We start from the raw sequence: 19,241 nt of genomic DNA, 5'->3' as shown, positions 1-19,241 counted from the left end.
TGGTTCATCCAGGTAATGTTGTTTATAATGGAATTAATTGGAACTATAGGGGTGTAAAAAGGGGGATTATCTGTGAGTGAAGTATGGCACGCTTCGATACAAGGGGCTCCATGGAATGCCGAAAAGATGCACCAGGCGGTGCATCTGTTGCGCCGCAGAGCAACGGTTCATTTTCGCGTCGACGCGGATACATACGAGGACCTTGCCGAGCTAGATGCCAAAGTGTTCTTTGCCCGCCCAGATCTAATTTTACACATATCGCATGTGGACCCTAAAGGGGGATATTCATCAGGATTTTTGGGGCGACTTGCCCAATTGAAGCATGTGTCTGCCTTGCAGCTTGATCTTTCGCAGGCACAGGATTTGACGATTTTGGGTGCGATGAAGCAACTGCAGTTTCTAAGGTTGATTTCACCTGCAAAGGCAACCCGGCTCAATTTTATTGAACACTACAACCAACTAACCTTTCTTGAACTCCGCGGCAAATTCAAAGATTTTGCTTCCATTGCAACATGCCTAAGTCTCAACACCATCATTCTGAACTGCTCTATTGAATCACTCGATGTGTTGGCTGAACTGCCCATGCTTCAATATCTGTCCCTGGATCATGGCGAGTTAAAAGGTGGACTGGATGTATTGACAGAGTCAACTATCTCGATGTTGAAGCTAAGCTCTGTTCGCAAGCTGACGAGTGTTCAGGGAATCGAACAGATGCATGGGCTAGAGTATCTGCATCTGTCCTTGCCCAAGCTGGAGCAGTTATGCGACTTTTCCCAGATGACCTGCCTCAGACAGCTCGAACTGGACTATATGAAATCGTTGCGGGATACCGAACATCTATGGACAGCCGGCACTTTGGAATCTATTGAACTAAAGGAGATAAATACGGCGCTCAAGGCGAATTCTTTTGCTGGACTGACCGAGCTGGAGCACTTGCGCCAAATTGATTTTCGTTATATTGGTGTGAACAAAGGACGGATTGCCGCTATGCGTGATCACCTGGCCAAGGCAGGAAAGTCGAATTTGTTATATGAAAATATTCCTGAGCATGAACGCATGAATTCCATAGGCATTGCACACTTGTCGCATGTATTAATGTAGACGGTCTTCAGTCCAGCGTATGTATACATAGCGAACCCGCACTGAACGAACCGGTTGTGCGGGCAGATGTCATCGCTATCTAAGTGTTCATATCCGTTAATGCGGGTATGTTGATCTCTTTCACGCAGGCCGCCTTGGATAAGCTGATAATACATCGAACGACGGCGACCATATCCTGTAAGGGAATACGGGTTCCGTCATACTCGGCGAGTGCACGTTCCATTCCGTCTTCATAAGGAATCGCTGCCGCCAGTTCTCCCGGGTTGATACATGTCACCGCGATGCGGTCCTCTCTCGTATGCTCTCTTAGAGCTTCCGTAACACCCCGTATGGCAAATTTGGAGGCGACAAATGAAACCTGGCTGTTGCCTGCATTGCTCAAACCGGCTGTTGAACCGATCAGGATGATCTTGCCTGCCTCTGACTGGCGAAGATGAGGCAGTAAAGCCTGTATACATACAATCGTTGAGGTCACATTCACATGAATAAGTTGACTGATATCTGCGGGTTCATCCCGATCAAACGTATAGTGCTCTTCAAATCCTTCCTTCTCCCAGATCCCCACGTTATAAATAAGCACATCCAACGTCTCGCCTTGAAGCTGGTTGGCAATATGCTCCGCGGCCTGAAGTTCGGAAAGATCGGCCTGAATCCATATTCGCTGGACGCCATCCTCTACGTTCAGACTTTCCGGCTTGCTGCGGGAAACCACCCAGACTTTATCACCGGACTGTGGCACACCTCTAACGAATGCGTCACCCAATCCCTTGCTTGCACCAAAGACAATTATATTTTTCATACGGAACACTCCTTGTTGAATAGCATTTAGTGAATATACATTAATCTATATCTTACTATAGAGGTGATGTATGGAACATGAAGTTTGAATGAGGTATGTTTCATCCTTGGCATAGAAAAACCACCCCTGTCCCGCAAGAACGGGAGAGAGGTGGTTGAACAGATCGTGATGACATTAATGGTAAAGTTTTAACTCGGCAATGGACCACCACCACTCGGGAGTGTCCGCGGTCAAAACCATTTTGATGTATCGCGCGGTTTGTTTGGAGAACGTATGTGAAATGACGGGTTCTGTTCCCAGGACTTCCGTAACTCCATTCCAGTGCTCGCCATCATCAGAAGTGAATAACTGGAAACTGCGAGCATAATCGTTACTGCTGCTCCCCGAATCCATGGTCAAGCGGCTGAAGCTCTGCTTGCTTCCCAGATCAATCTGGACCCATTGAGCGGCGTGTTGACCAGATGAAGAGGTCCAGCGTGAATTCAGATCGTCGTCGAGCATCGCCACAACATCTCCAGAGGTGGAGGCAGTCGCTGTCCATGATGTTCGATCCAGTTCAGCAGGTAGCAGATGATCCAGTTCCCCGGATATCCAGGGCGTCTGATCAGCGGTATAGACCTCTAATTCAGCTACGGACCACCAATGAGCATCAGTACCCGTCTGTACGACCTTAATATAACGTGCTTCATGTGATGCAAAGGGGATAGAAAGCAGCGGATATGATCCTTCACCCGAAGCCAGGGCTTCCCCCCATTGCTCTCCATCCAGGGAAGTAAATACTTCATAACCGCGAGCAAAGTCTTCCCGGCTGTGCGCGCTGTCCAGCACAATCCGATTCACTGGCTGCGAGGCCCCCAGATCAATCTGAATCCATTCGCCGCCTGTTTGAGTCTGACCGGAGGTCCAGCGTGTTTGGTCCGAGCCGTCGAGTATAGCCGCTGCATCGTCTCCGGAGGAAGTGGTCACGGACCAGCCGTCTGGCAGCAACCGCTTTTGTTTGCCCGTTCCATTATGATGAATAAACAACTCGGAGATAGACCACCATTGATCGGAATTCCCGATCTGTACCACCTTCACATAACGTGCCTGCTGTTCAGGGAAGGTGATGGACATGCGTCCAGGCGTGCCTTCGCCGCCTGCAATGGACGTGCCCCAGTGTTCGCCGTCATCCGAGACATAGATCCGATACTGTCTCGGATAGTCGTCTTTCGCATGACCCGGGTCCAATTCTATGGCATCGAAAGAACTCTTTTGGCCAAGATCAATGGTAATCCATTGTCCTTCGATTTGTTTCCTCCCATTGGTCCATAGGGTATTTGAACTTCCGTCCAGCATATTGGCCGTCACATCTGCTCCTTGAGTAGAGGAGGCGGTTACGATCCATGAAGAGCGATCTGGAAGCGATACAGGCTGTGGGAGGTCCGGTGTTGCGTCAAGTTTACCAAATCGGGCAAGCTTGAGTTCAGAGATAGACCACCAGCTGTCCGCAGAGGAAGTCAATACAATCTTGACATAACGGGCGGTTTGCATGCCCAATTCCACGGACAGACTTGGAGATGTTCCAGCGCTCTCTGCGATAGGCTGGCCCCAATTCTCGTTATCTTTGGATACGTAGATTTCGTACCCGTGAGCATAATCACCGCCGCTGTTGCCGGAGTTCATGAATACCGTATCCATAGACTGTTCGCTTCCCAGATCAATATGCAGCCAATCGCCGGGCTGCTGGATCTGTCCGGATGACCAGCGTGTAGTCAGATCACCGTCGACCATGCGCTCTACCGGCTCTGAACTGGAGGATGCCGTAATGGTCCATTGGCTCCGATCGAGATAGACTACACCCTGAGAGGCATCCGGCTGTTTAACAACGGAATGTTCCAGCGGGTTAACCTTTACTTGCGCTTTGGCATAAACGGTAGCCGAACCCAAAGCGCCATTGGCATTGTAGAAATGCACTGTTTTGACAGTGTCGGACGGATTCCAGATTTGCGCTGTATAGACGCCGTCTTTTTCGTACACGGTTGCTGCCGGATCATCTGCCCAGATTTCCATCGTGCGTGTTCCTGTAGAAGCCATGCTGTGCATGAACCAGTACGCGTTAAAGACTTCATTTTGCTGCATCTCGCTCGTATTCCATTTGGCTAGAGCACCTTGCGGGTCTCCAATGGACTGGAACGGCCAGATAATATGTTGCCATGTGCGCTCCTGCTGACCGCCCAGATCCTTGATGAGACCATTGTAGAGAGCCTTAGTATTCTGCGGATCACGTCCATAATAGGTCATCCATTCCGCTGGCGGCAGCCAGTGAATACCGTAAATGTGCTCGGCTTCATTCGAGAAGTACGTTCCATACAGGTAGGCACTGCCGTACACATGACCTACCGTAGCATGTTGGTAATCCTCCAGCCAGTTATCCCCGTCATAATTAAACCAGTATTGCTCGGCAGCCTTTTCTTCAGTTACGAAACCCCAGATTCCGGTGTCGCGGTAGGCTTTGTTGCCTGTCACCTCACCCCACATATATTGTCCGACCCAACTAAAGAGGGCTTCACCTGCCGCCTCCTGGTTATTCCCGCTGCGATTATCGGCGTAACCACCCGCCCAGGAGTGACCTGCGTACGCATCAAAATTGCGAAGCCTTGGAAACTGATCATCTGTCCGTGAAGGATTGGCATAGTCCCGAATCAGAAGGTCAACCATGTCGCCGTAATCTTGCAAAAATGCTTGGTCATATGTGGCCAGTACAGCCGATGCAAAAACGTAATAGCCGTAGGTAAAATGATGATCTGTCAATCCGGTATTAACACCAAATCCACTACCGTAAGGGAAAATGGTTCCCCACTCATCCGAATAATAAAAATAATACGAGTGCAAAGGTTCATCCGGCGAATAAGTATACCAATCTGTCAAAATGTTTCGAAGCAGGGACAGATAGTGGTCTCGCCTTACCGTATCTCCGATCTGGTCGCTGATGAGTACACCCAGCGCAAGCGGATGAAGCTTTTTCCCTTGCCAGTAAGGATCCTCGCTCATCAGATTGCCTGCCGTATCCGCATCAAGCTGATCCAGATAGCTGATTAATTGTGCACGCGAGTAGGTCGGATCATCCGGCTCAACAAACTGCGGAATAATGCCATAGAATCGATCCTGTGTCGTAAACGTATTGCCTTCACTTACTTTCATCATGCCGCGAATGGAAGGGTAAGCAAGCTCCGTTAACGGAGTAGTCGCCAGTTTCCATTGGTGCGGGAACAAGGCCATGAGTGTCTCGGAGGAAAAGCCTGCCCGTTTCGTCTGGGTTACCGAGTTGAAGGTAGTCGTTACCAGTGAAGTGCTCTCGTTATAATTGTAGTCCACTTGGGTATCGGTAACAAAGGCGTAGGCGTGCTGGTAATAATAAGGCAGCTCTGCCGCGGACGGCAGGGTAGCCAGTGACAGATAGTTTTCGCTCTGGCCCAGCTTGATCTTGATCGTATTGCCAAGTTTCATAAATACGGTTCCTTCAGGTGCAAAGATCCCGTAATTTCTTTTAAAGGTCTGAGGCTTGGGCGCTCTGTCCTGATTGGTTATTTCAACGCCGATATGATCGGCCGTCAGTGATTCTCCATCCTTCAGAACAATTTCACGGTTCTGATCATCGAAGAGACGTGTGATGTTGGGCGAACGAACAATAATGGTATCCGGGTTATCGAAGGTGTTGTACAGGAAAGGGGAACCCTTCACAAACGTGGTGTTCATTTTGGCCGTTTCATCATCACTCATGATGATCGTGGAGGAATAATCTCCATATCCCGCCACCTTGGTATTGACCTCCGCCGGATTCATATTGCTGGTGGTCATGATCAGATCCGGTTCCCCGTCAGCGTCCATAGAACCGCCATCAGCCGAAACGTAACCAGCTCCGGGGTTCAGAAGTTGAAGTCCTTGTTTGGTATATCTGCTTTTGAGTGGGAGTGTGACCAGACTGTTGCCATCCCCCAGATCAGATACAAGAATAGACTGCCACCAGTTATTGGAAGGGAGAGGCGCCGTAATATCAGCCGTACGATTTTTCGGATTTTTCGGCTGCAGCATCGTGATGTCATTTACAGCGTAACTGCCGGAACCCATCTGTACGGATGACGGTTCAGGGATATTCGGAATGGTATGCACAGGTTTGGCATCACCTTCGATATACTCGTAGACATCAAATGCGTACAGGGAGTATCCGTTGGTTGTTCCTCTGCCAAGTCCGGCCAATTTCACATACCGTGCTTCGGCGTATACCGGAATTTCATCCCGTCCACCGTTGCTGTGCAATTCCCGGTACAATGTAGTCCATTGCTGTGCGTCATTGGATACTTGAATATCATATGCACGTCCGAAAGCGTTTTCCCATTGCAGGGATACGTTCCCGATTTCCCGGATCAGTCCAAGGTCTACAACAATCCATTCCTGATCCTTGTAGATGGAAGACCAGCGTGTATCTGGATTGCCATCCGTTACATTCCGAGCTTCGTAATTCTTTTTTTCCATTTTGGCTTTATCCTCGGCTGAACGGCTAGGCTCATCAATTTCTTCCGAAGACGCTGTAACCGGTTGTCCAAGTGCAAGGTTCATGGCTGCTGGTTTGGGCGGTGGATTTGCTCCGCCCGTCCCGTATACATTGAATTCGTATACAGAGATGCCATAGGCTTGCTGTGCTCTTTGATGGCTGAACAAGCGCACATATCGTGCCTCTGCTGTGACCTCAATTTCGTTCAGGCCGCCTTGTCCCTTTGTTGTGGAGTAAACAGACTGCCAATGGACCTCGTCGTTGGATACTTCCAGATCAAAGCTGGAAGCATACGCATTTTCCCACTCGATGGAGATGCCCGAGATGGAGGCCACCGCGCCTAAGTCAACATAGATCCACTGCGGATCTTGCTGCCATATGCTTTCCCAGCGGGTGTTTTTGTTGCCGTCAACCACATGGTCTGCCGTATTGCCGCCCAGAGATGAGGAACTGTACACCGGCCGGTTCAGGGATAACAGATGATGTTCCTCATCTGCGGCGTGCACTTTTGAGATTGGCCACAGCGGGATGCTGCTAATCAATAACAGAACAGATAACATCAAGTTGATGTAGCTGTGGCGTGTGTTTCCTTTTTGACTCGTTCTTACCTTCATATGACTCTCCTTCTCCTTTGTTAGCCCTTTCCATCTCACCAGATAGAGCTTATCTTTTTCCCTTACTCGCTACCGTATGTATCATTCTGTTCTCCCGTGTTGCATTTGTGAGATGTGAATCCAATGCTCAACACGGGATATTCAGGTGCCCCAATGTGTATATCGATCATTTGGTCTGGAATATAAAGGTTTTTTAATCGTTTTCGTGGAAAAGGAGACATATGTCCTACATAATGTATGGGGAATGTGCAACTGTGAAATCAAGACTCGGGCTGGTTGTTTTCCAATAATACAACGTCTTCGCCCCGCTGCTGTCTGAGAGCAATATTGTCCCTTCCCCAAGTACACATGACATCCACGATGGTATTGGCGGTAACGCCATACTCTGTAAGTCCATATTCCACTTTGGGAGGCATCTGCTGGTAGACATGTCTGGTGACAAGGCCGTCCCGTTCCAGCTCGCGCAATTGTTGAATTAACACTTTTTGCGAAATGCCGGGGATGCTTCGCTCTAATTCGCCCGTTCTCTTTACCCCGGACATCAACAAACAGATGATCAAGGCTTTCCACTTGCCGCCTATAATTTCGAGCGTTGCTTCAATGCCCAGATTGTATTGTTTCATCCTGATTCACCTCAGTTTAAGTTTTACGTGTTTTATAGGGTGTAACTATTTATTTTCTCACGGTTCTGACACGGAAGTCCATACACACTTTGAGGTAAGTACCTTACTTCATTGTGTGTATTTTCTTTTGACTGGATGTGGCCGATAATGGTCCATATTCAAGTATAGAAACCAACACCCTGGAAGGGAAGAGAGGAACTTATGATGAAAACACTTGTTATTCTGGCACATCCCGATATGAAAAGTTCGAGAGTCAATCGTCGCTGGAAGGAGGAGTTGCTGCAGTATACAGATGATATTGCTCTTCACGAATTATATACGACCTACCCCGATTGGAAGATTGATGTAGCCCGAGAACAAGAGTTGCTGGAGACGCATGATCTTATTATGTTGCAGTTCCCGTTATATTGGTACAGTTACCCACCGCTGTTGAAAAAATGGTTTGATGATGTGTTCACCCATGGATGGGCGTACGGATCGAAAGGGAATCGATTGAAGGGAAAGCGAATGGGACTGGCAATCTCCATAGGGGATAAACAGGAGAATTATGCGAAAGATGGTTCTATCGGTTACAGCGTTGAGGAACTTGTTGCACCTTTCATAGCAAGCATGAATCATGTAGGGGCTCAGGCGGTGCCACAATATGCAGTCTATGGAGCCTCATTCCAGGCTTCCGATGAAGAGATTAACCGAAGTGCTGAAGGATACATGCGTTATATAAAACAGCACCGGACTTTTTGAATTTAAAAGGTGAATATTCTCATAAGAAATGTATTGAAAAGAACCTGGCTCCACACATGATGGAGTTCCAGGTCCTGATCGATAACTGAATAAAATCACATTTATTCTACGCGGAAATAATCGAAATCTGCATATCCTCCGGTAGACTTCGTTGCATAATTGAATAGTGCAAACCGATATCCCATAAAGTGTGGCAGTGTGTAAGACATTTGAAGTGTATTGCCAAGGGATATCCAGTTGTTTCCATCCAGACTATAAGCAAAGTAGGCTTTGTCTGTCTGGTTCGTAAAATCACAGATGACGCGGAGATAGATTCTGTTCTGGTTCAATGGCACCGTTGCTACTTCGGTCATGGTGCCGGAACTGGCATTGGCCATAACGATGGATTTGGTGCTGCCCGTCATCTTTACGCCGACAAAGCCGTATCTGGCCTGAAAAGCAGCAAGTCCAGCATAATCACCATCCTTCATGCCTGCTGTATCCAAAGCGGTAATGCCCGTGCTTTTTGGACCAAAGGTTCGTTGTGTCAGTGTGTTGCGGGCTTCCAACAGGTTTTTGCTGATTTTGCCTGCGGTTAGCCGCATGAAACCGGGTCGCTGGAGCAGGGACCAATTGGCAGCATCGGGGTTATGATTCCATTGCCAGTATGGAGCCAGACTGGATGTGCCGGTAGATGAATTGCTTGTCAGTGAGACGTCATCTACATAAAATACCATCAGATCATTGGTCGGGTCCGGATTCGAGTTATACGGTGTTTCCACAAAAATAAAGCTTTGGGACAGGTCTGCGTTCGATGGAACAGTATACGTACCCTGAAGGGTGCCCCATTGTCCGCGGGTTAGCGTTGCACTGCCCATAATGCTAATTCCGGTATAACTTGCACCGTTCTGGATGCTAAGATTGAACGTTTTGGTTGCGGGACCAGCGGTGTATTTGATCTTAGCCGAAAAAGAGTACGTTTCCCCTGGTAACAGCTTACCTGTAACCATCTGTTTGGCACCGCCTGCTGTCTGCTGTCTGCCGCTGACGAGCAGGCTTTTGGTACCGCTAAACGCTTCGGCATTCGTTAAGCTGATGGTTGCTGTATTGTTGCTGGTCCACGGCTGAATGGTGCTGTCCTCAAAGCCGCCGTTCACTAACAGTTGCGTTACTGAGGGTGTACCTGATGTGGTTGCGTTGAACTCATCCGACCCGTAGATTTTGGCAGCAGGCTGACCTTCAACGGGCATATTCATGTTAAGAGGAACCTTACCGTTCACCCCAAACACAGGCCAGTTATCCGACCATGTCACCGGCACCAGATAGGGAATGCGTCCAACAGCCCCGCTATCTCTGAACAGCAAGCCGTACCATGCACCGGATGCGGTATCCACGATGCCTCCTTGGGCAATGCCCGAGTCTCGTAGTACAACTTTACCTGTGTATGGCCCTGTCAATGTGTTTGCACGATAGGCAAGCTGAATGCGACCATCACCCGAAGGCCAGGCAATCAGGAATACATAGTACATGCCGTTGATCTTCTGAATATGTGCTCCTTCTGCCTTTACAATCATGTTAGAACCAGCTATACTGCTCGCGTTTGGAATCAGAACCTGATTCAGCCCTCCGGCCTTGACGGCCTTCGCATCAGGTGTCAGCTCAATGATACTGATGTTATCACTGCCATGAACAAGAAAGGTTCGATTCCCGTCAAACAAGAGGGAGGGGTCATGGTAATAACTGTTCAGTGTGTAAGGTGTCCATGGGCCTGTTTCGATATTGCTGGTCTGATAAATATATGTCTTGCCCGTGGAAAGTGAGCCAAAAGCCACATAATATATCCCATTGTTGTACCGCAAGCTGCTTGCCCAGGAACCGCGCCCATACTCGTTTTGTCCGTTGTTCAGATTTTGTATATCCCCGTTTCCAAGCGTATCATACACATAGTTTACGATGCTCCAGTTGACCAGATCATAAGACTTCATCACAGGTACACCCGGATTCATATGCATCGTTGTGCTGGTCATATAGAAGGCATTGCCCACCCGGATGACATCACTGTCAGGAACATCCGCATAAATGACCGGATTGCTGAACGTTGATGCGGAAGCGGTAGGACTTGTCGTTGACAGCGATGCCACAAGTAACGGAAGAGAGAGCAGAAGCGTACAGATTTTTTTCCACATAACTTGTCCTCCCAAGTCTATCTTGACCTTTGTGTTATTGTGAGTGTTCAAGATAATCAATATAAGCATCCCACGTGCCATTATCCGTTGTTACGACCAGCTTAACTTCCTGATTGCCTGTAGCATGTGTGATGTTCGACAGGGTCTGTACGGTCGGTTGTGTACCGGTAAAGTAGAATGAACCCGCCGTTACACCCCCGATGACAAGATCCACACGTGCCGTCTCATTGTTGTTGGAAGCACCGCGGACAGAGAAATGATGGGTTGGGAAAGCATAATATTGATTGTATGCTGCATAATCATTGTTGGCGTAGAGTGCTACTCCATTAAAAGGGGAGCTGATCACACCGGCATATTGACCGCCAAGTGTCATGTTTTCCGTTTCGATGCGAGTAACGGACGGGTTAGGATTGGGGTTGGGGTTGCCACCCGAACCGGATGTAAACTGCCAGTAATCCAGTTTGAACAGGTTTCCATTACCTGAGCCTGTAAACACCAGATACAAACGATGTACGCCCGTAGCGTTGGTTACATTGGTCTCCATCTCGCGCCACGTTTGCGCACCGCCGGTTGAGCTTACATTAAGTGTTCCAACCAGAGGACCTGTCGGACTGTCCAGTCGTACCTCGATGTTGCCATTTCCGGTAGAAGCGACATTAGCCTTGAATTTGGAGGCTCCAGCTGATCCAAAATCCACATTGCCGACCGCGATCCAATCTCCATTATGAATATTAGTGACATTCTGATTGGCTACAGGTCCACCGCTCGCTTGACTCGGCTCAGTGTTAATGCCTGCTTGCCAGCCAATGGTTTCCGCTTCCACCCGGACATACGGGTTGAGGTTGGTCGTTTGGGATACACCAGTCATGTTACCCTGCACTTCCTGGATGGTGCCATCCGCGTTGTGGGTCAGCTTGTTAATGTGGGTGGAACGGTACCCTTTGCCATCCCCGAGGAATGCCTTACTTACTGTTTGTGCATGGTATGCCACATACCATTCGTTGTTGAACTGGAATACGGCATGGTGGTTATTGCCGCCTACACCGAAGAACGTACCGGGATTTTTCAGAAAGTGGCCTTTATACGTAAAAGGGCCCATTGGGCTGTCGCTGACCATGTATCCGATCTCACCTTTTGGATATGCAGCGGGATGTGTTCCCGCGAAGTTGATGCAGTAGGAGTAGTAATATTTGCCGTTATACTTATGAATACCGGAATCTTCGAACATATAAGGAGAATCAATCGTAACGGCACTGCCCACCACGCTGATCATGTCGGCACCGAGACGAATGACCCGAGCTGTTTTGGGATTGGCAATGGAAGCAGCATTGGTATCGTTCGGAATACCCCCTCCAGCATACAGGTAAGCAGAGCCATCATCATCGACAAGTACAGCCGGATCAAAGAGCCAGGTTACACCTGACATACCTGGTGTTCCGTGCGTCAAGAGGGCACGTCCGATTGGGTCGGACCAAGGACCGATGGGGGAATCCGCTGTGAGTACCCCAATACCTCCGCCCGAGTTGGCAAAATACAGGAAAAATTTCTCTTTGCCAGCAATAGTTTTCTTCGCCATGGCAGGAGCCCAGGATTGGGTAGCCCATTTGGCAATACCTTGTCCATTATTGGCATTATTCGCACCCGCTACAGGGATGGAACCATGGTCTGTCCAGTTCACCATGTCAGCTGAAGAGATGACGTTAATTTTCCCGATGGTGCTGTACTGGTTCTCTCTGACAGAGCCGTCACTGTTGTACAGATATGCATCACCTGTCATGTAGACATAGACGCGATTGTTATGGACGAGCACATAAGGGTCAGCTCCAAGTTTGTGATCGATGAGAGGATTGGAATTTCCAGGAAGTTTGGCTACAGCTGCATTGGCTGCATGGCTTGATTCAACGGGTAGGGTGACAAAGATTAGCAGACACGCCAACAATAAAACTAGCGGTTTACGGATCATACATTTCGCCTCCATGAGATTGGATTAGTGGTGATCGAAAGTTAGAATAGCAGAGATGATGAAATGCTGAAAAAATGAAGAGATGTCCCTCATGTCACCCCCTTTTTTAATAGTTGTTAGGTCAGTTGTTAGGTTATGTCATGCTGTTATATATGGTTTAAGCCAAGCGACCTGTACACCGTGTGCGTGGTCACGGGGATAAGGGAATGGCTATAACCCAAAGTAAGCCTGCATCTTTGTGTGGGATTAGAAGTGCTATAATCTGTCAGGTTTCTTTTTGTAATCGCTTTCAATAAAATGGGTTAGAACTGGAATTTGGCGAAAAAAGAGATTTGACCACATCTAAATGTAATTATTTTTCATATTTTCTTTTAAATGTTTATTAACTTGACGATATCATATCACAATTTTAAGATATTACAATCTTTTTCTATGTTGAAGTAGAGGATGAAGAAGAACATTACTCTCTCGCTAGAATTAAAACGGATGGATCAGCTTTAAATGAGTTTATAATCTCATGAAATAAACACAGATATATAGACACGTCTTAAGCAGCGGCCGTTTCCCTGTCAATGAATGGGGAGTCGGTCGTTTTTTTGCTGGAATCGAGTGGGGTTATCAGACCAAAGACTCGCCCACTTGTTGCTCGACTTTTACGAGTATCAATCGTTTGCTGTTGTGCCTGTTCATTCATTGCATAGAATCACGGGTTGTACAGGGTTGTTGTTTATTGACAATGGTGAACTTGCCCCCTGTGTTTTGTCCACACCGTTGGTTTTGTTCTTGAATATTACTATCAAGTGAGCTTATGCCAAAACCTGCTAGAGTATGAGGTTCATAAAAAGGTGGGATGGGGAAAAATGTCTATTTTATCAACAGGTCCGATAGAAAACAACCCGGTTTCTGGACTTAGACCGACACAACGGGTAACGATTCAATTGGTAAGTCAGACTGATGTGGATTCTGTAACAGTATCCATTCAGGGTTATGTGCTAAGCACAACCAGAACACTGTATGTAAGTGAAGTGATTAGTGTAGCCCCTAACGAAGCAGTGACGAGAGATTATTTTGCAGATTTAGATGCGTTTGAGTTTGTTTTTGGAACGGATGTGGCAGGTGCGGAGGAAGTGGGGATTTCCGTGTGGGGCAAACAAGCTTCCGGACAATTGGTTGATGCACACCGGGTGGTGGAGTACGAGGAAATAGTTCAAAACACTTAGGAAAAAAGATATCCCAATCCCATGAAGAGGAGATGTAGCGATGAGCTTTTTATCAACAGGGCCGATAGAAAATAATGCGGTTAGTGGTGTAAGACCGACTCAGACAGTTACAGTCAAGATCGATAACCGCAGTAATGTGGCTACCTCAACCATACAAATACAAGGGTATTACATGAGTGGTGGAATGAGAGTTCTGTATATCAGTGAGACTTTTGACCTTGCACCCAATCAGGTAATAACTAACAACTACTTTGCCAATCTGGATGCCTTCGAGTTTACTTTTACAACAACAGCGACGATTAATGATCCTGTTCAAGTATCCGTATGGGGTAAGAGCAGCACAGGCTCTTTGGTAACAGCCCACCGTTTGGTTTCTTCTGAATTGCTAGGCGAAATCCCGAGCATTACTGGGGCAACCGGAGCAACAGGAGCAACGGGCACCGCCGGTACAACCGGAGCTACTGGAGCGACAGGTACAGCAGGTACAACTGGAGCAACAGGAGCAACGGGCACCGCCGGTACAACCGGAGCAACAGGAGCGACAGGCACCGTAGGTGTAACCGGAGCAACAGGAGCGACAGGCACCGTAGGTGTAACCGGAGCCACAGGAGCAACAGGTACAGCAGGCGTAACCGGAGCTACCGGAGCAACAGGCACCGCAGGTACGACTGGAGCAACCGGAGCGACAGGCACCGCCGGTACAACCGGGGCTACTGGAGCGACAGGCACCGCAGGTACGACTGGAGCAACAGGAGCAACAGGAGCAACAGGTACAGCAGGCGTAACCGGAGCTACTGGAGTGACAGGTACAGCAGGTACAACCGGAGCTACTGGTGCAACGGGCACAGCAGGTACAACTGGAGCTACTGGTGCGACAGGTTCTGGAGCAATTATTCCTTATGCATCAGGACTTCCGGTTGCGTTGACTACGGTATTGGGCGGCCTTCTGAATACCTCCAGTTTAGTAGGTTTTGGCAACAGTACTACAGGCATCAGTGTTAGTGGCGGAGTTATTGATCTCACAGGCGCTGCTGGCACTTTGCTTAACTTCGCTTTCTCCGCATCGCGTACCGGAACGATTACTTCACTGGCTGCATATTTCAGCACGACAGCCGGACTGAGCTTGGTTGGATCTACAGTAACCATAACTGCACAATTATTCCGCTCCACTACACCGAATAACTCCTTTACAGCTGTACCTGGTGCATTGGTCACTTTGGCTCCCCCACTCACCGGAATTCTGGCACTGGGCACAATATCCAGCGGATTGACTACAGGACTGAGCATTCCGGTGGCCGCAGGTGACCGCCTGCTTATGGTCTTCTCGGCATCAGTAACAGCCGGTCTTGATGTAGCTACAACCGTGGCCGGATATGCAAGCGGCGGTCTGACCATCACTTAACGGAAAATTATATATCAAGTTGTTAGACAGGGGCCCTTGCCAGTATGGCGAGAGGTCCCTGTTTATATGTGAGCACATCGGTAACAGGATAGCTATAAAATGCTATCATAGATTATTATGACCGCTTTTTAGGACAGGTTGAAAACAGTCCTTCACTCTTAACCTACCCCAAGGATACGTATATAAAATTGGGTTGGGTGGGAGAACAGATAAGTCTGATGAGCGCCGTGTTCATAGTCTTCCAAAGGTTACGATTAATGCCAGAACCATAAAAAGGATATTCACGCCAAGCTCCCGATACTCACTGCGCCGAATATGAAACAACATCCCAAGAAATGCGACCGCTGCCAGAGCCATTGCGGCGATCGGCGTAAGCAGCGGAGCTATGTTCAGCGCCCACGGCAAAACGAGGCCCAGCGCTCCGAGCAGCTCCGCGATTCCGATCAGCACAACCAGACTTTTTGGCACATCATCGACCCAGGCCCACATCTTTCTTGATGACTCGATACGAATAGTTTTCATCCATCCCGAATATACGAAACCTGCCGCTAATATGATTTGTACGATCCATAACGTTATATCCATCGTTTCTTTACCCCTCACTTGTTCAATTTTGATGTCTGCCTCTATACTAAAGTGAGAAAGTCCAATCAGGAAGTAGGCACTTAAACCTAACCAGGTAACCAAAAGTATACCCTCGTATGACTAGAAAGTGAGGAATTCAGATGACGGTGTATTGCAAATTTGGAACGGCGCTGGATATTCTTACGGGCAAATGGAAATCTTTAATTCTTCTACGCCTGCTAAGCAATAGCACAATGCGGTTCAGCGAATTACAAAAAGCCATTCCCGATATTTCGAAAAAGATGTTAGCCCAGCAGTTGAAAGAACTGGAGTATCATGATATTGTGCATCGCGAAGTGTATGCGCAGGTTCCTCCAAAGGTTGAATACTCGATTACGGAGTATGGACAGCTCATGAAACCTGTGCTTCAGACAATGAGCGACTGGGGAGTAGGGCATATGCAGCATATGGATAAGCTCTACGGTAAAGGAGCCGAGGCAGGGGCAAACGAATCCGATCTTCAAAAAGTCGATTCCTTGCAGTAAACGTCTCGGTTCCATACAAATCACACGCCAAAAAGCCCGCAAAGATTGCGGGCTTTTTCTTTCCAGTCAATCATCTATCTGTGAATCTCGCCAGCAGATTTGGCACCTTGATTCTCAAGCCAAGGGATCAGTTCAACCCATCTATGTCGTTTGGCTGTGTCCAGTGGAGTCATTCCATCCCAGGTGGCTATCCAGTTCAGTTCGGCGCCTCGGTTAAGCAAGTATTCGGCTGTTTCTCTACGACCTCCATGGCAAGCACACCAGAAGGCAACGGTTACTACATCGGGTGGGGAAGAGGAGGTGCTTGCTCCCCAAGGATAACGTTCCGAGAGTTGGACGCCTTTGAAATGATCTTGTATGGCGTGAATATTTCCAAGGGCTGCCGCATGCCAAAGGGCAAAGGTCGCCCCGCGCTCAACCAAGCGTAGTGCTGCATCCCATTGCGCGAATGCAATAGCATCGTCCAGCGGTGTACCACCGGCGATCACCGCGCCAGGCGCTTCAATGTCTGCGCCAGCATCCAGAAGGGCATCGAGCACTTGAACGTCATTGGAGCTTGCAGCCCAATGCAAAGGTGTCTCGATATGTGGACCGACAAAAGGAGCATTCAAGTTCGCTCCAAACTTGGTTAATAATCGCACCGTATCCGCTCCATGAGGGAAGTGCCCCGGCCAATCCGTAACCACGTGCAGCAGCGTTCGAGAGATACTAGAATCCGAGTCTATGTTGTTAGGCTTTCTTTCCAAGATTCTTATATTTTCCAATCCCGGATTCTCTGCCAGCAGTTGCTGTAACGATGGGATATCTCCAGTATGAATGGCCTGAATAACGCTCACGGCAAGTCGTTCATCTTCGTAAATAAATTCCATCCTCAAATCTCCTTCCAGAGTTATATCCATATTCCTGTGTATGGTTCTTATCACATAAGCATCTGAACTGCGCATCTGGCATGATACTCCGCGAGACCTCTAGCGAATTGCTGATCGGGGAACTGTCTATGAAGCAGTTTCAGTCCTCCTGATATCAGGGACAAATGATGGCAAAATCGGTAAAATGTCATCCGCTCCGGGTCGAGATCATTATTTTTTAAGTGCTGATAAAAGTCTCCAAATCGAAACTCCAGAAAACTATGCTCATGTTCGAGATCGAAGAATCCTGCGCCCTCAATATCAATAAGACATGGTTGCATCGCAGAATCTATCCATATATGATCCGGACCTAGCTCTCCATGAATGAAACTATAGAGGTCTCTGGGCTGAATTGCTGCTTCCAATTCGGATAGTTTCTCAAGCAGCCTTTCTTCATTTTCTCTAATATCGGTCATGTGCCTGGATGCATAGGATAAGGCTGTTTCCGCATCGAACCGCTTGACTTTGTAGCAAGGCTCAGCCTTTTTTTGGTTATCGTTGGCGTTTCCATAAACGTTTCTTTGAATGTTATGCATATGAGTCAACATATCCCTGATCCGTTGAAACAACGCATCCCGATCTTTGGGATTGTTATGCTGGAAATAGGCTTCGGCCTTCTGTCCATCCACATACTCAACAAGAGCAAAATCATAACCGTACCGGCCTCTATCGTTATTCAGATCATACAAGGCTGGCGTTCGAATTCCATGTTGAGCGAGAAAGCGAGTGTTCAAAGAAAAAAGTTCGCTGCCATAGGCACTATGGAACTTGGGTTCATTCAAGATCTCTTCCTGAAAATAGTTGCTGGAAATATCCCAAACGTACAACAGGCAAGTGAACCCATTCTTGAAGTCCATTTTGTAAATGACTTTTTGTGCGCCTCCATGAACTCTTGCACACTGCGTCAAGTGGTAACCGTTACCAAATACATTGTACACATAATCCTGTAATTCTTCATGAGTAAGATGGTTGTTGGACATCATTGATTTATACTCCGTTTCATCTGTAGTTGCCGGCCAGCAATCTAAATATATAGAACATTTTTCCAAAAATATAGACTGTTTCTTTTCGATCTGTTAAAGTGTTGCTTAAGGTCTGTATATTCATATTTCATATGTATATCAAAGCAAGGGGCAGGGCACTCATATTCATGAGTAACCCGGCCCCTATTTTGCATTTTGCATGCAAGTTAACACTGTATTGACATCAACTTAGACACTTCGAATGTAACCACCGATTCTATACACTAAGTCCACCATCTACAGGCAAAACGACCCCGGTAACAAAAGAGGAATAATCACTAAGCAACCAAGCGGCTGCGTTCGCGATCTCAGCAGGTTCAGCCGGACGCCTGAGAGGTGTCTTAGCACTAATTTGTTCAACAATGTCAGGGTTAATAGAAACCCATTGCTGAATCATATCCGTCATTGTGGTTCCCGGAGCAATGGCATTAACACGGATACCTGCTGGCCCATATTCGACCGCAGCCGTTTGAGTTAGACTGTTTACCGCTCGTTTAGATGCCCCGTAAGCTCCCAATCCCGGATTCCCCTTTAGACTACCCACGCTGCTGGTGTTAACGATAGAACCTGACCCTGAAGTCTCCATCATAGCTTTAATCTGGGCTTTCATGCATAGCCAGACTCCTTTATAATTTACGGACTGAATCAGGTCGAAATCTTCTTCTCTTTCATCCACCAGCGATGATACCGTGACTCCGATGCCTGCATTATTAAAAGCAGCATCCAGACGGCCATATCGTTCCACTGTAGCCTTAACAGCTTCTTCAACGTTGCTTACATCTGACAGATCGGCTGTAAAATATGCTGCATCTCCGCCCGACGTCACAATCTCATCCCTGACTTTGCGCAACTCAGTCTCTGTTCTTGCGACGAGCATCACAGAAGCTCCTTGTTGTGCAAACAGCCTTGCTGCCTCAGCTCCAATGCCTCGCCCCGCACCTGTAATCATCACGATCTTGCTCGCCAACATTTGTCCTGTAATGGTTGTCATATTCATTCTCCTTGCCTGGTATTGTTGATCTCATCAACTGGCTTAAGTATAC

The 19,241-nt window shown here is 47.9% G+C and carries 14 protein-coding genes; 5 read left to right on the top strand and 9 right to left on the bottom strand.

Annotated elements, in window-relative coordinates; translation table 11 throughout:
* The first annotated feature begins 72 nt into the window (after positions 1-72).
* A complete protein-coding gene (locus tag MKX40_RS22605) occupies positions 73-1,101 on the top strand; it encodes a hypothetical protein (protein ID WP_339236396.1) in 1,029 nt (342 codons plus the stop codon).
* 79 nt (positions 1,102-1,180) lie between these two features.
* Here the strand turns inward: MKX40_RS22605 and MKX40_RS22600 are convergent, their stop codons facing one another.
* The 3 genes from MKX40_RS22600 to MKX40_RS22590 all read right to left on the bottom strand — a co-directional run bounded on the left by MKX40_RS22600 (position 1,181) and on the right by MKX40_RS22590 (position 7,668).
* Complete coding sequence (locus tag MKX40_RS22600; protein WP_339236393.1) at positions 1,181-1,900, bottom strand: SDR family NAD(P)-dependent oxidoreductase; 720 nt, start codon at positions 1,898-1,900, stop codon at positions 1,181-1,183.
* A 174-nt stretch (positions 1,901-2,074) separates the two neighbouring features.
* Positions 2,075-7,045 carry a discoidin domain-containing protein gene (locus MKX40_RS22595; protein WP_339236391.1) on the bottom strand — a complete coding sequence of 1,657 codons (4,971 nt, stop codon included), beginning with the start codon at positions 7,043-7,045 and terminating at the stop codon, positions 2,075-2,077.
* A gap of 260 nt (positions 7,046-7,305) precedes the next feature.
* Entirely contained in the window at positions 7,306-7,668 is a 363-nt protein-coding gene (locus tag MKX40_RS22590; protein WP_091013671.1) for a helix-turn-helix domain-containing protein, read from the bottom strand.
* A gap of 204 nt (positions 7,669-7,872) precedes the next feature.
* Between MKX40_RS22590 and MKX40_RS22585 the strand changes: the two genes are divergently transcribed.
* Positions 7,873-8,409, top strand: a complete 537-nt coding sequence (locus tag MKX40_RS22585; RefSeq protein WP_339243158.1) for an NAD(P)H-dependent oxidoreductase — start codon at positions 7,873-7,875, stop codon at positions 8,407-8,409.
* Positions 8,410-8,510: 101 nt separating this feature from the next.
* Here the strand turns inward: MKX40_RS22585 and MKX40_RS22580 are convergent, their stop codons facing one another.
* Positions 8,511-10,574 (bottom strand): family 43 glycosylhydrolase, encoded by a 2,064-nt coding sequence (locus MKX40_RS22580; RefSeq protein ID WP_339236387.1) that lies wholly within the window; start codon positions 10,572-10,574, stop codon positions 8,511-8,513.
* Between the two features lie 34 nt (positions 10,575-10,608).
* Positions 10,609-12,537 (bottom strand): carbohydrate-binding protein, encoded by a 1,929-nt coding sequence (locus tag MKX40_RS22575; protein ID WP_339236385.1) that lies wholly within the window; start codon positions 12,535-12,537, stop codon positions 10,609-10,611.
* Between the two features lie 860 nt (positions 12,538-13,397).
* Between MKX40_RS22575 and MKX40_RS22570 the strand changes: the two genes are divergently transcribed.
* Together MKX40_RS22570 and MKX40_RS22565 are read left to right on the top strand one after the other, a co-directional pair.
* Positions 13,398-13,757 carry a hypothetical protein gene (locus MKX40_RS22570; protein WP_339236383.1) on the top strand — a complete coding sequence of 120 codons (360 nt, stop codon included), beginning with the start codon at positions 13,398-13,400 and terminating at the stop codon, positions 13,755-13,757.
* Between the two features lie 40 nt (positions 13,758-13,797).
* Complete coding sequence (locus MKX40_RS22565) at positions 13,798-15,159, top strand: exosporium glycoprotein BclB-related protein (protein ID WP_339236380.1); 1,362 nt, start codon at positions 13,798-13,800, stop codon at positions 15,157-15,159.
* Positions 15,160-15,390: 231 nt separating this feature from the next.
* Here MKX40_RS22565 and MKX40_RS22560 read toward each other — a convergent pair whose 3' ends face one another.
* Positions 15,391-15,846: a DoxX family protein gene (locus MKX40_RS22560; RefSeq protein WP_339236377.1), complete on the bottom strand. Its 456-nt coding sequence runs from the start codon at positions 15,844-15,846 to the stop codon at positions 15,391-15,393.
* Positions 15,847-15,884: 38 nt separating this feature from the next.
* On the opposite strand from MKX40_RS22560, the gene MKX40_RS22555 reads away from it, so the two are divergent.
* Positions 15,885-16,268 carry a helix-turn-helix domain-containing protein gene (locus MKX40_RS22555; protein ID WP_339236375.1) on the top strand — a complete coding sequence of 128 codons (384 nt, stop codon included), beginning with the start codon at positions 15,885-15,887 and terminating at the stop codon, positions 16,266-16,268.
* Between the two features lie 74 nt (positions 16,269-16,342).
* Here MKX40_RS22555 and MKX40_RS22550 read toward each other — a convergent pair whose 3' ends face one another.
* The 3 genes from MKX40_RS22550 to MKX40_RS22540 form a co-directional block, all read right to left on the bottom strand.
* Entirely contained in the window at positions 16,343-17,137 is a 795-nt protein-coding gene (locus MKX40_RS22550; RefSeq protein ID WP_339236374.1) for an ankyrin repeat domain-containing protein, read from the bottom strand.
* A 50-nt stretch (positions 17,138-17,187) separates the two neighbouring features.
* Positions 17,188-18,159, bottom strand: a complete 972-nt coding sequence (locus MKX40_RS22545) for an aminoglycoside phosphotransferase family protein (protein ID WP_339236371.1) — start codon at positions 18,157-18,159, stop codon at positions 17,188-17,190.
* Positions 18,160-18,415: 256 nt separating this feature from the next.
* Positions 18,416-19,189 carry an SDR family NAD(P)-dependent oxidoreductase gene (locus MKX40_RS22540; RefSeq protein WP_339236368.1) on the bottom strand — a complete coding sequence of 258 codons (774 nt, stop codon included), beginning with the start codon at positions 19,187-19,189 and terminating at the stop codon, positions 18,416-18,418.
* Between the last annotated feature and the right edge of the window lie 52 nt (positions 19,190-19,241).

Source organism: Paenibacillus sp. FSL R5-0517 (assembly GCF_037974355.1).
Taxonomy (GTDB): domain Bacteria; phylum Bacillota; class Bacilli; order Paenibacillales; family Paenibacillaceae; genus Paenibacillus.
The sequence above is the reverse complement of the archived record's forward strand: the minus strand, read 5'-3'. Positions and strand labels throughout refer to the sequence as shown.

Excerpts from the sequence above, each read along its gene's own strand:
- MKX40_RS22600 (WP_339236393.1), bottom strand. The coding sequence starts at position 1,900 with ATGAAAAATATAATTGTCTTTGGTGCAAGCAAGGGATTGGGTGACGCA.
- MKX40_RS22595 (WP_339236391.1), bottom strand. The coding sequence starts at position 7,045 with ATGAAGGTAAGAACGAGTCAAAAAGGAAACACACGCCACAGCTACATC.
- MKX40_RS22590 (WP_091013671.1), bottom strand. The coding sequence starts at position 7,668 with ATGAAACAATACAATCTGGGCATTGAAGCAACGCTCGAAATTATAGGC.
- MKX40_RS22585 (WP_339243158.1), top strand. The coding sequence starts at position 7,873 with ATGAAAACACTTGTTATTCTGGCACATCCCGATATGAAAAGTTCGAGA.
- MKX40_RS22580 (WP_339236387.1), bottom strand. The coding sequence starts at position 10,574 with ATGTGGAAAAAAATCTGTACGCTTCTGCTCTCTCTTCCGTTACTTGTG.
- MKX40_RS22575 (WP_339236385.1), bottom strand. The coding sequence starts at position 12,537 with ATGATCCGTAAACCGCTAGTTTTATTGTTGGCGTGTCTGCTAATCTTT.
- MKX40_RS22570 (WP_339236383.1), top strand. The coding sequence starts at position 13,398 with ATGTCTATTTTATCAACAGGTCCGATAGAAAACAACCCGGTTTCTGGA.
- MKX40_RS22565 (WP_339236380.1), top strand. The coding sequence starts at position 13,798 with ATGAGCTTTTTATCAACAGGGCCGATAGAAAATAATGCGGTTAGTGGT.
- MKX40_RS22555 (WP_339236375.1), top strand. The coding sequence starts at position 15,885 with ATGACGGTGTATTGCAAATTTGGAACGGCGCTGGATATTCTTACGGGC.
- MKX40_RS22550 (WP_339236374.1), bottom strand. The coding sequence starts at position 17,137 with ATGGAATTTATTTACGAAGATGAACGACTTGCCGTGAGCGTTATTCAG.
- MKX40_RS22545 (WP_339236371.1), bottom strand. The coding sequence starts at position 18,159 with ATGATGTCCAACAACCATCTTACTCATGAAGAATTACAGGATTATGTG.
- MKX40_RS22540 (WP_339236368.1), bottom strand. The coding sequence starts at position 19,189 with ATGACAACCATTACAGGACAAATGTTGGCGAGCAAGATCGTGATGATT.